Source organism: Streptomyces sp. NPDC002004 (assembly GCF_053593975.1).
In genome coordinates, this window is sequence record NZ_JBSFDP010000004.1 from 1 (window position 1) to 12,449 (window position 12,449).

A 12,449-nucleotide genomic window follows, 5' to 3' on the forward strand; every position below is an offset into this window, starting at 1 on the left:
CGACCCGTCGACTTTCGCCGGGATCACGAACAAGGACGGGGCACGGTTCCAGAAGCTGGACAAGGACCCCGACAAGCCCATGACCAATCGCGCACTGCGCGAGACGTACCCGCCCGGCTCGACTTTCAAGGTGGTCACGGCCGCGGCGGCGCTGGAGAACGGGCTGTACACCGACCCCGATGCCCACACGCGGTCCCCGCTTCCGTGGACCATGCCGGGCACGACGACCGAGCTGAAGAACGAGGGCAGCATCCCCTGCAAGGACGCCTCGCTGCGGGAGGCTCTGCGCTGGTCGTGCAACACCGTTTTCGGCAAGATCGGCTCCGACCTCGGCAACGACAAGATGCTGAAGGAGGCGGAGAAGTTCGGATTCAACAAGGAACAGTTCGTTCCGGTCCGCTCAAGCGCGTCCGTGTTCTCGAAGGACATGAACCAGTCGCAGACCGCGCTGTCCTCCATCGGCCAGTACAACACCGCCACCACGCCGCTCCAGATGGCCATGGTCGCCTCAGCCGTCGCCAACGACGGCACTCTGATGCAGCCGTACATGGTCAGCGAGCTCCAGTCCCAGACGGTCGACGTAGTCGAGAAGCAATCCCCGAAGCAGCTGAGCCGGCCGCTGTCGAAGGAGAACGCCCAGAAGCTGCAGTCGATCATGGAGACGGTGGTCAAGGAGGGCACCGGAACCAGGGCTCAGATTCCCGGCGCCACCGTCGGTGGCAAGACCGGTACGGCCCAGCACGGCCTGAACAACAGTGAGAAGCCGTACGCGTGGTTCATCTCATACGCGAAGATGCCCGACGGCAGCTCGCCGGTCGCCGTCGCGGTCGTCGTCGAGGACGGAAGCGCCAATCGTGACGACATCTCGGGTGGCGGTCTCGCCGCCCCGATCGCCCGAAGCGTCATGAAGGCGGTCATCGACAGCAAGAAGTGACCCCGGTCACGTCCCCTTCACATCGGTGCACGTTGCGATACCGGTCCTGTATCGGGTGACGGTCGCGGCCGGGGCAGGCACAGCGAGCCGGGTACGGTATGCCCGGACAGCACACCGCCGGACCACACAAAGGTGCGGTCGGAACCGACGGAGAGGGCTGGTAGGTAGCTATGGAAGAGCCGCGTCGCCTCGGCGGCCGGTACGAGCTGGGCCAGGTGCTCGGCCGCGGCGGCATGGCCGAGGTGTACCTCGCCCATGACACCCGGCTCGGCCGCACCGTCGCCGTGAAGACGCTCCGGGCGGACCTCGCCCGCGATCCGTCCTTCCAGGCCCGGTTCCGCCGTGAGGCCCAGTCGGCCGCCTCGCTCAACCATCCCGCGATCGTCGCGGTCTACGACACGGGCGAGGACTACGTCGACCAGGTGTCCATCCCGTACATCGTGATGGAGTACGTCGACGGGTCCACCCTGCGTGAGCTGCTGCACTCCGGGCGCAAGCTGCTGCCCGAGCGCGCCATGGAGATGACCATCGGCATCCTCCAGGCCCTCGAGTACTCCCACCGCAACGGCATCGTCCACCGCGACATCAAGCCCGCGAACGTCATGCTGACGCGCACGGGCCAGGTCAAGGTCATGGACTTCGGCATCGCCCGCGCCATGGGCGACTCCGGCATGACCATGACGCAGACCGCAGCGGTCATCGGTACCGCGCAGTACCTCTCGCCCGAGCAGGCCAAGGGTGAGCAGGTCGACGCCCGCTCGGACCTGTATTCGACGGGCTGCCTGCTCTACGAGCTGTTGACGGTGCGGCCGCCGTTCGTCGGTGACTCGCCGGTCGCGGTGGCCTACCAGCACGTACGGGAAGAGGCACAGGCGCCGAGCGTCTTCGACCCCGAGATCACGCCCGAGATGGACGCGATCGTGCTGAAGGCCCTGGTCAAGGACCCGGACTACCGCTACCAGTCCGCGGACGAGATGCGTGCCGACATCGAGGCCTGCCTCGACGGCCAGCCCGTCGCCGCCACCCAGGCACTGGGCGCCGCCGGATACGGCTACGCCGGCAACGACCAGCCGACGACGGCGATGCGCCCCCAGGACGCGGGCGCGACCACGATGCTGCCCCCGATGAACCCGGACGACGGCGGCTACGGCTACGACGACCGGCCCGATCGGCGGCGCCAGCAGAAGGGCAGCACCTCCACGATCCTGCTGATCATCGCGGGCATTCTGGTGCTGGTGGGCGCCATCCTGATCGGCAAGTGGGTGTTCACCGACCAGAAGGCCGGCGAGTCGTTCAAGGCTCCCAACTTCGTGGGCCGGACCCTGCCCGACGCCCTGAAGATGGCGAAGAACCGGGATCTGACGCTCAACACCACCGAGAAGCCCTGCGCCGACCAGCCGAAGAAGAGCATCTGCTCGCAGAACCCGACGGCGGGCACGTCGGTCAGCAAGGGCGAAACGATCAACGTGACGGTCTCCACGGGGGCGCCGAAGATCGCGGTGCCGGACGTCCAGGGTCTGTCGTACGACGAGGCCCGGGCGCAGCTCGAAAAGAAGGGCTTCAAAGTCGAGAAGCAGACGCAGGAGTCCGACCGGACGCCGGGCAAGGTGATCGCCCAGGATCCCTCCGGCGACACGAGGGTCCAGATGGGCACCACGATCACCCTGACCGTCGCACAGCAGAAGCAGCAGGCCCAGGTCCCCGACGTCACCGGAAAGACCTGTGAAGAGGCCAAGCAGCAGCTGGAGGACAACGACCTCCAGGGCCAGTGCACCGAGGTCGAGAAGCCCGATGCCGAGCCGGGCAAGGTCTTCGCCCAGAGCCTCGACCCGGGCAGCGAGGCCGACCCGGGCTCCACGGTGAACCTGCAGGTCGCCAAGGCGCCCCAGCAGTCACAGGTGCCGACCCTCACGGCGATGCAGCTGAAGGACGCCAAGAAGGCCCTCCGGCAGGCGGGTCTCCAGGTCGGCAACATCAACGGCTCGCAGGACGACAACGCCTTCGTGATCGCCTCCGACCCGCCGGCCGGCACCACGGTCCCGGCCAACACCCCGGTCAACCTGACCACCACGGGCGGCGGCCAGCCGGGCGGTAACAACGGCGGCAACAACGACGGAGGCGGAGGCCTCTTCGGCGGCCAGCTGGGCGGCTGAGGCCGCACGGGAGCCGCTGAGGAGCCGCTCGTACAACCGAGAAGGGCCCGGGCCCGCAACCTTCCGTTGCGGGCCCGGGCCCTTCTCGTGCCGTGTCCTCCGCGGCGCCTCCGTGACGCCTCCCCGGCGCGTCCGCGGAGCTCGGACCGCCCGCCGCCCTAGCGCAGCTCCGCCGGCGGCGTTCGCTTGCTGTCGACCTTCACCACGCGGTCCAGTTCGCCCCAGACGATGTAGCGGTACTCGGAGGTGAAGACCGGGGTGCAGGTGGTGAGGGTGATGTAGCGCCCCGGCTTCTTCACGCCCGCCTGCTTGGGGACCGGCTTGAGGACGTCGACGTTGAACTTCGAGGTCTGCGGAAGGATGTCGAAGACCTTGTAGACGTACCACTTGTCCCGCGTCTCGAAGACGATCGGGTCGCCCTTCTCGAGCTTGTCGATGTTGTGGAACTTGGCGCCGTGGCCGTCGCGGTGGGCGGCCAGGGTGAAGTTGCCGGTCCTGGCGTCCGGCAGGGCGGCCTTGACCGGGGACGTGTAGTAACCGGCCACACCGTCGTTCAGGACCGCCGTCGAGGTGCCCTTGCGGACGAGGACCTCGCCGTTCTTCATGGCCGGTACGTGCAGGAAGCCGATGCCGTCCTTGGTGTCCAGGGCACCTGGGCCCGGATCCAACCAGTGGTGACGCACCTTGTCGCCCTGCTTGTGCGCCTCCTGGTCGGCGATGACGTTGGTCCACCAGAGCGAGTAGACGACGAAGAGGCCCAGCACGAGGCCCGCGGTGATGAGGAGTTCGCCCAGGACGCTGACGGCGGTCGCTATCGGGCCACGCCCCCCGCGTCGGCGCGCGGGTGCGGACGCGGACTGCCCGGTCCGCGAGTCGTCGGTCGTGCCTGTCACAGCTTCCGCCCTGTTCATGGGTACACGTTCACTGGTTCACGTTCACTGGATGAGCGCATCCGGCTTGCCCTTGCTGCGCGGCCGCTCCTCGACCATCTTGCCCCAGACGATCATCCGGTACGTACTGGTGAATTCGGGGGTGCAGGTCGTGAGGGTGATGTAGCGGCCCGGCCCGGTGAAGCCGGAGCCCCCGGGGACCGGCCGGAGCACACTCGTGTTCGCCGGTGGAGTCTGCGGCAGGATGCTCGTCATGTCGTAGACGTAATAGGCGTCCTGCGTCTCGACCACGATCGGGTCGCCCGGCTTCAGCCGGTTGATGTACCGGAACGGCTCACCATGGGTGTTCCGGTGCCCCGCCAGCGCGAAGTTGCCGGTCCTGGCGTCCGGCATCGCCGTCTTGTTGGCGCCCTCGCCGTAGTGCCCGACCATGCCCCGGTCGAGCACCTTGTGCTTGTCGACACCCTCGGCGATCGGTACGACGACGTCCAGCTTCGGGATGTGCAGGATCGCGAAACCCTGCCCCGGCTCGAATACGCCCGGCTTGCGCTTGCCCTGCGCCCAGTCGTCCTGGAGATGGTGCGCCGCGCCGTCCGCCTCCTGGTGGGCGAGGACATTCGTCCACCACAGCTGATAGGTCACGAACAGCAGCATCAACACACCGATGGTGATGAAGAGTTCACCGATCGCGCGGCTCGCGATCACTCCCGCGCCCGGCTTCTGTGCCCGGGCGGCGCGTCGCGCCTCCAGACGGGACCGGGGCGGTGGAGCGGGCTCCGCGGCCGGGGCGGCGGCCGCCGGCTTCTTCGGAGCGCGGCGACGGCCGCCGCGCTGCTTCGCCGCCTTGCGCCGCGCGGCCCGTCCGCCCGTCGCGGGCGCAGCTGACCGGGCCGCCATGCTGCGCACGTCCGCGGCCCGCAGACTGACCGTGGCGTCGTCGATGAACGGCGGTGGTCCGCCCTGCTCGGGGAGGGCGGAGAGTCTGGGCGATGCCGACGCGGTATCGGCGTACGCCTCACCGCCTCCGTACAACTCGCCGTCCCCGTAGGGGCCGTCGCCGCGGTACGAGTCGTCGCCCCCGTACATCGCACCGTCGTTCCCGTACGCCTCACCGTCGTACGGGAACCCGTCGCGCTCGGAGCGCAACGCTGTCACGCCGTGGCCCTGCCCACGACCGGGGCGAGCCCGGCGGATCGTGCCACCGCGCCGGTGTCCCCGCACTCGACCAGCCAGTTGGCGAGCATGCGGTGACCGTGCTCCGTGAGCACCGACTCGGGATGGAACTGCACACCCTCGACGGGCAGTTCACGGTGGCGCAGCCCCATGATGATGCCGTCGTGGGTGCGCGCCGTGACGTACAACTCGGCCGGGACCGTGGCCGGTTCGGCGGCCAGCGAGTGGTAGCGCGTCGCCGTGAAGGGCGACGGCAGACCGGCGAACACACCCCGGCCCTCGTGCTCCACCGGCGAGGTCTTGCCGTGCAGCAGCTCCGGCGCCCGGTCCACGACCCCGCCGTACGCCACCATCATCGACTGCATACCGAGGCAGACCCCGAAGACGGGCACGCCGGTCGCGGCGCAGTGCCGCACCATCTCGACGCAGACGCCCGCCTGCTCCGGCGTCCCGGGTCCGGGTGACAGCAGCACGCCGTCGAACCCGTCCTGGGCATGCGCCGTGGACACCTCGTCGTTGCGGAGCACCTCGCACTCGGCGCCGAGCTGGTACAGGTACTGGACCAGGTTGAAGACGAAGCTGTCGTAGTTGTCGACTACGAGAATGCGCGCGCTCACTGGCCGTTCACCGTCACATCGTTGAAGGGGAGCAGCGGCTCCGCCCAGGGGAAGACGTACTGGAACAAGACGTAGACCACGGCGAGGGCCAGTACGAGCGAGCTGAACGCCTTGACCCATGCGTTCCCCGGCAGATGCCGCCAGATCCACCCGTACATGCCGTCCCCACTGTCCTGCTAGCCGACGCCGAAACTTGCAGCACCAGAGTAAGGGGACACGCCGGGGCTCCGTGGGTCAGCTGCGCAAAGCCTTGGGCTTGCCTTCCTCAACCGGCTGGGTGGCGTCGAGGTGCCCCCAGACGATCAGCCGATGGCTGTGACCCCACTCCGGCTCGCACGTCGTGAGGGTGAGGTAACGGCCGGGCCGCCGGTATCCGGACTCACGGGGCACGGGGTCGATGACCCCGATATCCGTGGGCAGCGTTTTGTACGGCTTCGTGTCGATGCGGTAGGTGTACCAGGTCGCGCCGTCGGTGAGGACGACCGCATCTCCCGGGCGCAACTCCGGAAAGTCCTTGAAGGGGTCGCCGTAGGTCCGGCGGTGCCCGGCCACCGCGAAATTGCCCTGCTGCCCGAGCTGGGCGGTGCCCGCATAGTGACCGAGGCCCTTGTGCAGGACATCGGCTCCGGTGCCCTCCAGCACGGGCTTGTTCCACGTGAAACCGAGCCGTGGGACGTACATGACGGCGAACGGCTTGCCGGCCGGGTAGGGGGCAGGCCTCTTGTCGACGGCAGGTGCCTGCGCCGGTGCGCTCGGCCGGACCGGGACCGCACCCTTGGCCCACTGGTCCTGGAGCTGCTCGATCTGGTGCCCCATCGCGCTGTCGGCCTGCACGCCGGTCCAGAAGAGCACGTAGACCACGAAGAGCACGATCAGCGCGCCGACGGTGATGCACAGTTCGCTGAACGTCCTGACGATCACTCGCACCGACACGGCGCCCCCTGTGACTGCGCTTCGGCTACTCCTTGGGCTGTGCGTAGTGGAGATCCACTGTGCCCGAGTAGCCGGGAAGAGTCACCGCTCCGTCGTCCTCCACTTTCCAGCCGAGGCCGTACGCATTGACGTAGAGCATGTAGTTCTGGATCTGCGGGGAGTCGGCGAGGGCCTGCTTGAGCTGCTCCGGGTCGCCGACGGCGGTCACCTTGTAGGGCGGCGAGTAGACGCGGCCCTGGAGGATCAGCGTGTTGCCGACGCAGCGCACCGCGCTGGTGGAGATCAGCCGCTGGTCCATGACCTTGATGCCCCGGGCGCCGCCGTGCCACAGCGCGTTCACCACGGCCTGGAGGTCCTGCTGGTGGATGACCAGGTCATTGGGCTGCGGCTCGGGGTAGCCGGGGAGCTTGGCGGTGGCGTTCGGGGGAGCGTCGTTGAGCGTGACGGAGACGGCCTTGCCCCGCAGCTTCTGGGTGCCGGCGTCCTTCTCCAGCCCGGCGACCCGTGCGTCCTCGGCCTTGGTGCCGCCCGCGCCACGCTGGGCCAGCGACTCGACCTCGTCACGGAGCGATCCATTGGACTGGTCCAGCTCCGCGTTCTTGCGGCTGCGCTCCTGAATCAGATCGGAGAGCTTCAGCAGTGAGGCATCGGTGCGGATGTTGGTGCCCTTGGCCGTGTTGAAGCTGGTGAAGAAGATCAGCCCGGCCAGGGCGAAGACGGCGGCAGTGAGTACCCGCACCGGTCGCCAGCGCCGCGCCGGAGCGGGGCTGGTGCCGGTGCCGGGGGAGTCGGCAGAATTGCTCAACGTACCCTTACTCCTTACGGCGCCGTAGAAGGACTACGCTAACTGACGCCCGGGGGAGCACTCAGTGTCCCCTTGTACGTTGCCCCGGGGCCAGCCCCGTTCCCTGCGCGGCCATGCAGCGCATCGACAGGAGAGACCCTCGTGCCGAAGTCACGTATCCGCAAGAAGGCCGACTACACGCCGCCGCCGACGAAGCAGGCGCAGAGCATCAAGCTGACCAGTCGCAGCTGGGTCGCGCCGGTGATGCTGGCCATGTTCCTGATCGGGCTGGCATGGATCGTCGTCTTCTATCTGACGGACGGCAAGCTTCCGGTGCACGCCCTGGGCAACTGGAACATCGTCGTCGGCTTCGGTTTCATCGCGGCGGGCTTCGGCGTCTCCACGCAGTGGAAGTAGCTGTCACCCGAGCTCTGCCCTGAGCTATCCACCGAGTTATCCACAGCGCTTTCCACACTGGGGAAAAGGTCTGAAGATCTGTGGATAACCTCCCCGAGGTTGACGCCGGTGTGACTGGCCTACCACATCTGTGACTCTGTCGGCCCCTTGTCCTGACTGGGAAAACCCTGATCAGCGACAGGGGGCACAGTCGTTCCCCACGGCGTGCACAAGATCCAGCACACGCTGTGGACAACCTCCGCTCAACTGAGCTGGGCGGTCCTCAACAGCACCATGAGGACGACGACCGCCAGCACGACCGCACAGGTGCCGATCTGGAGCAGCGCCCGCCGTTCGCGCGGAGCGTGCACCATCGCGTAGGCGATCACGACACCGGCGACCAGACCGCCGATATGTGCCTGCCAGGCAATGCCGGGCACGGTGAATGTGAAGACCAGGTTGATCGCCAGCAGCGCGATGACCGGCCGCATGTCGTAGTTGAGCCGCCGCACCAGGACCGCGGTCGCGCCGAAGAGGCCGTAGATGGCCCCGGACGCCCCGAGCGAGGCCGCCGTCGGCGCCGAGAGCAGATACGTCAGCGCTCCGCCGGCCAGCCCGGACACCAGGTACAGCGTGAGGTAGCGGGCACGTCCCAGTGCCGCCTCCAGCGGGCCGCCGAGCCACCACAGGCTGAGCATGTTGAACGCGATGTGCCACACCTCCTGGTGCGTGAACATCGATGTCAGCAGGAGGTACCACTGGCCCTCCGCGAGCCCCTGGGTCGCCGGGATCGGCGCCGGCGGCCAGCGGCCGATCAGGACGAGGTGGCCGAGCAGACGGTCGCTCACCTGGACCGCGATGAACACGGCGACATTGATCCCGATCAGGATCTTGGTGACCAGCCGCGGGTCGCGTGTGACCGTGCCGCCCGCGAGGGTGAGGGGCCGGCTCGCCGCCGGGGTGTGGCCGGTGCCGGAGCCCGTGCGCACGCACTCCGGGCACTGGAACCCGACCGAGGCGCTCACCATGCACTCCGGGCAGATGGGGCGCTCGCAACGGGTGCACGTGATGCCCGTGTGGCGGCCCGGGTGCCGGTAGCACGACGGGAGGCCGTGCTCGTCCTGCGGCCCCTGTGGATTCTCGGGCGCCTGGTCCATGGGTTCCCCTCAATCTGCGTACGACAGCCCCCGCGAGACCGTACGGCGAACGCACCGCCCCGCCCTCCTTGTACACGGACGGGCGGGGCGGTTTGTTCCCTGGAATCAGCTCTCGCGCGTCTCCACGACGACCGACTCGATGACCACGTCGTTGACGGGGCGGTCGGTGCGCGGGTTGGTCTGAGCGGTGGCGATCGTGTCCACGACCTTCTGGCTGGCCGCGTCGGTGACCTCGCCGAAGATGGTGTGCTTGCGGGTCAGCCAGGCGGTCGGGGAGACCGTGATGAAGAACTGCGAGCCGTTGGTGCCCGGGCCGGCGTTCGCCATGGCCAGCAGGTACGGCTTGTTGAAGGACAGGTCCGGGTGGAACTCGTCCTCGAACTCGTAGCCGGGGCCGCCGGTGCCGTTGCCCAGCGGGTCACCGCCCTGGATCATGAATCCGCTGATCACCCGGTGGAAGACCGTGCCGTCGTAGAGCCTGTCGGTGGAGCGCTTGCCCGTCGCCGGGTCGGTCCACTCGCGCTCACCGTTGGCGAGCTCGACGAAGTTCTTGACCGTCTTGGGCGCGTGGTTCGGCAGAAGCCGGATCTCGATGTCGCCGTGATTGGTCTTCAGGGTGGCGTAAAGCTGCTCGGCCACGATCTGCCTTCCGTTGTCCTCTGTGACTCCCCCGATCCTCGCACGGACCCCCTGTCGACGAAGAAAGGCAGTCACGGAGGAGTAGAGCGGAAGCGAAAGTCGCCCGCCGCACGGGCGAACCGTGGCATGGTTCGGCGGCGAGCTCTCCGCCCACCCCGGGCGCCGGGGCCCACCGGTTGCGGACCGGGCCTGCACCCGCCCCGCGGCCCGCGCTCTCCCCTCGGCCTTCCCTCCTCCCCCGCGCGTCCCCCGTGACCCGGATGCCTGTCCTCGGGTGCCGCATAGCCCTCCGGAAGGCATGATCCGGAGAAGGGTGGAAAGGTGAACTGTGGCTTTCCGGGGGTTTTCCCCGCACCCCGACGTACGCCACCGAGGAGGAGGATCCCGTGACCCGCATCGACAGCGTGCGCGCCGCGACCGGCTCGGCGAAGGACAGCGTGCTGCATGCCGCGGAAGTGGTGGCGCCCTACGCGGACACGGCCAAGGACCGGGCCGCGCACTACGCCCACGAAGCACGCGTACGCCTGGCTCCGAAGATGTCGTCCGCCGCGCAGCTGGCGGCCGAGCAGGCCCGTGTGCAGTACGACGCGTATGTGGCGCCGTATCTCGAACAGGCCCGCAGCCATGTGCCACCGAAGGTGGACCTGGCCGCCCAGGAGGCGGCCATCCGCACCCGCAGGGCCGCACGCCAGGCGGCCGACTACTCCCGGCCGCGCATCGAGCAGGCGATGGCCGCGGCCGGGCCCATGAAGGACGAGGCGGCCTCGCGGTCCGTGGCGGCCATCGCGGCGCTGCGCGGCCAGGTCACGCCGAAGGAGATCGAGCGGCTTGTCCGCAAGCACGAGCGCCGGGCCGCGTGCGCGCATGCGGCCAAGGTGCTCGCGGTCGTGGGCGTGGTGGCGATCGGCGCCTTCGCGGCCTGGAAGTGGTGGGACAAGCAGGCCAACCCGGACTGGCTGGTCGAGCCGCCCGCCGCCACGGAGGTCTCCGAGGGTTCGTCGCTGAGCTCGGTCGACGGCACCGGTCAGTCCGGCCTCGACCCCGAGGTCCAGGCCAAGCAGGCGGAGGCGGAGGCCTCGGACCGGGAGGACCGCGGCTGAGAGGCGAGGCGGAGGCCGCGGACCTGGAAGACCGCGGCTGAGAGGCAGGCGGAGGCCGCGGACCGGCGTCCGGCCCCGCTGACGGGCGGGCCCCGTCGCCGACGGAGCCCGCCCCCGACGTGCGCCTGCCCGGTGATCTCCCGCTGGGCTACGATCACCGCGCTCTGCACGCGGTGCTCCCGTGCCGCCGGGGGGGACCGCCCGGCACGGCACGCCCTCGCACGGTGTCCCGGCATTCCGGCGTTCCTGTGAACAACGCACGCGACGGTACGCGCCCCGGGCCGAGCAGCTGCCCCCTGCCGGCCGTGCACACCGGTGCACACACCGAGGAGCGCCCATGCCCGTCACCACGCCCCGCCGTAACGCGCTGCGCGCCTGGTGGACCGACGTCCCCGTGCTTCTGGTCGCGGCGGTGTGGGGCTCCAGCTATCTGGCGGCCAAGGGCGTCACCACGTCCGGGACCGTGCTCGGTGTGCTGGTGCTGCGGTTCGCGGTGGCGCTGCCCGTGCTGCTGGTCGCGGGGTGGCGGCGGCTGCGGGCACTACGCGCCGGACAGCTCCGGGGTACGGCGCTGCTGGGGGTGATGCTCGCCGGGATCTTCCTGCTGGAGACGTACGGCGTGGTGCACACTTCCGCGACGAACGCCGGACTGATCATCAGCCTCACCATGGTGTTCACGCCCCTCGCCGAGAGCCGGGTGCGGGGCGTCCGGCTGCCGGGGTCCTTCCTGTCGGCCGCGGCCCTGTCGGTGCTGGGCGTCGCGCTGCTGACCCAGGGAGCCGGGTTCAGCGCCCCGTCCGTCGGCGACGGGCTGATGCTGGGCGCGGCCGTCGCCCGTACCGTGCACGTGCTCACGATGGCGCACCTGGAGTCCGTGCGGGGCGCGGACGCGCTGTCGCTGACGACGGTCCAACTCGGGGGCGCCGTGACGGTGTTCGCCCTGCTCTGCGCGTTTCCGGGAACCGGTGCCTCGCCCTGGGCGACCGCGTCGCGGCTCGGGACGGAGGACTGGCTGGGCCTGTTGTATCTGTCGGTGTTCTGCACGCTGTTCGCCTTCTTCGTGCAGATGTGGGCGGTGCACCGCACCTCCCCGTCCCGGGTCGGCCTGCTGCTCGGTACCGAGCCGCTGTGGGCCGCGGTCGTGGGCATCGCGCTCGCAGGCGACCGGCCGGGATGGCCGGGACTGCTGGGCGCCGTCCTCGTACTGGCGGGCACGGCCTGGGGCCGGGCGGCCGCGGACCGCCTCCACGGGGAGAGCGCGGAAAACCCCGTCGCCCGGTCCGCCGGGGCGGCCTCAGGCCCGCACGAGGAGCGGGTGGCGGCCGCCGCGGACGGAACGAACGCCTGACCGGAGCCGGGTCCGTCCCCCGAGGAGGCAGGAAGCGGAAGCAGGAGAAAACCCCACCCTGGCAGCGTTTCCGCTGGTCGGATGGGGTTCTGCGAGTGGAGCCTAGGGGAGTCGAACCCCTGACATCTGCCATGCAAAGACAGCGCTCTACCAACTGAGCTAAGGCCCCGCGGACGACGGCCCGGGCCGGAGGATCACGCTCCCGGCGGCGTCGCAGACCAGAGTACCGGGTAACCCCCCGGATCTCGCAAAAGGATTGGGGTCCCGGTGCTCGGCCACTCTCCGTAAGATGCACGACATGGTTCGCTACAGCGAACCGCGGTAC

13 protein-coding genes and 1 tRNA gene are annotated in these 12,449 nt (G+C 69.2%); 5 read left to right on the plus strand and 9 right to left on the minus strand.

What is annotated here, in order from left to right:
• Positions 1-934 (plus strand): penicillin-binding transpeptidase domain-containing protein (locus ACWCP6_RS08350; RefSeq protein ID WP_450931593.1); only part of this gene is annotated, 934 nt, incomplete at its 5' end.
• Between the two features lie 170 nt (positions 935-1,104).
• Positions 1,105-3,087: a Stk1 family PASTA domain-containing Ser/Thr kinase gene (pknB, locus tag ACWCP6_RS08355; protein WP_450931594.1), complete on the plus strand. Its 1,983-nt coding sequence runs from the start codon at positions 1,105-1,107 to the stop codon at positions 3,085-3,087.
• A 158-nt stretch (positions 3,088-3,245) separates the two neighbouring features.
• On the opposite strand, the gene ACWCP6_RS08360 is transcribed toward pknB, so the two are convergent.
• From ACWCP6_RS08360 to ACWCP6_RS08385, 6 genes are all read right to left on the minus strand, one after another.
• Positions 3,246-3,998 carry a class E sortase gene (locus ACWCP6_RS08360; RefSeq protein WP_450931595.1) on the minus strand — a complete coding sequence of 251 codons (753 nt, stop codon included), beginning with the start codon at positions 3,996-3,998 and terminating at the stop codon, positions 3,246-3,248.
• 24 nt (positions 3,999-4,022) lie between these two features.
• Positions 4,023-5,132: a class E sortase gene (locus ACWCP6_RS08365; protein ID WP_450931596.1), complete on the minus strand. Its 1,110-nt coding sequence runs from the start codon at positions 5,130-5,132 to the stop codon at positions 4,023-4,025.
• A complete protein-coding gene (locus ACWCP6_RS08370) occupies positions 5,129-5,767 on the minus strand; it encodes an aminodeoxychorismate/anthranilate synthase component II (RefSeq protein ID WP_450931597.1) in 639 nt (212 codons plus the stop codon). The genes ACWCP6_RS08365 and ACWCP6_RS08370 overlap by 4 nt, the downstream gene beginning before the upstream one ends.
• Positions 5,764-5,925 (minus strand): hypothetical protein, encoded by a 162-nt coding sequence (locus ACWCP6_RS08375; RefSeq protein ID WP_450931598.1) that lies wholly within the window; start codon positions 5,923-5,925, stop codon positions 5,764-5,766. The genes ACWCP6_RS08370 and ACWCP6_RS08375 overlap by 4 nt, the downstream gene beginning before the upstream one ends.
• 76 nt (positions 5,926-6,001) lie before the next feature.
• On the minus strand, positions 6,002-6,694 hold the full coding sequence (locus tag ACWCP6_RS08380; protein WP_450931929.1) for a class E sortase: 693 nt from the start codon (positions 6,692-6,694) through the stop codon (positions 6,002-6,004).
• A gap of 31 nt (positions 6,695-6,725) precedes the next feature.
• Positions 6,726-7,505: a DUF881 domain-containing protein gene (locus ACWCP6_RS08385; protein ID WP_450931599.1), complete on the minus strand. Its 780-nt coding sequence runs from the start codon at positions 7,503-7,505 to the stop codon at positions 6,726-6,728.
• A gap of 141 nt (positions 7,506-7,646) precedes the next feature.
• On the opposite strand from ACWCP6_RS08385, the gene crgA reads away from it, so the two are divergent.
• Positions 7,647-7,901 (plus strand): cell division protein CrgA, encoded by a 255-nt coding sequence (gene crgA / locus ACWCP6_RS08390; protein ID WP_450931600.1) that lies wholly within the window; start codon positions 7,647-7,649, stop codon positions 7,899-7,901.
• Positions 7,902-8,143: 242 nt separating this feature from the next.
• On the opposite strand, the gene ACWCP6_RS08395 is transcribed toward crgA, so the two are convergent.
• Together ACWCP6_RS08395 and ACWCP6_RS08400 are read right to left on the minus strand one after the other, a co-directional pair.
• Positions 8,144-9,037, minus strand: a complete 894-nt coding sequence (locus ACWCP6_RS08395; RefSeq protein ID WP_450931601.1) for a rhomboid family intramembrane serine protease — start codon at positions 9,035-9,037, stop codon at positions 8,144-8,146.
• Between the two features lie 105 nt (positions 9,038-9,142).
• Positions 9,143-9,676, minus strand: a complete 534-nt coding sequence (locus tag ACWCP6_RS08400; protein ID WP_450931602.1) for a peptidylprolyl isomerase — start codon at positions 9,674-9,676, stop codon at positions 9,143-9,145.
• 386 nt (positions 9,677-10,062) lie between these two features.
• Here ACWCP6_RS08400 and ACWCP6_RS08405 point away from each other — a divergent pair, with 386 nt between their 5' ends.
• Both ACWCP6_RS08405 and ACWCP6_RS08410 read left to right on the plus strand, forming a co-directional pair.
• Positions 10,063-10,776 carry a DUF5324 family protein gene (locus ACWCP6_RS08405; RefSeq protein WP_450931603.1) on the plus strand — a complete coding sequence of 238 codons (714 nt, stop codon included), beginning with the start codon at positions 10,063-10,065 and terminating at the stop codon, positions 10,774-10,776.
• Positions 10,777-11,113: 337 nt separating this feature from the next.
• Complete coding sequence (locus ACWCP6_RS08410) at positions 11,114-12,124, plus strand: DMT family transporter (protein ID WP_450931604.1); 1,011 nt, start codon at positions 11,114-11,116, stop codon at positions 12,122-12,124.
• Between the two features lie 96 nt (positions 12,125-12,220).
• On the opposite strand, the gene ACWCP6_RS08415 is transcribed toward ACWCP6_RS08410, so the two are convergent.
• Positions 12,221-12,293: transfer RNA gene (locus ACWCP6_RS08415), tRNA-Ala, on the minus strand.
• Positions 12,294-12,449: the final 156 nt, after the last annotated feature.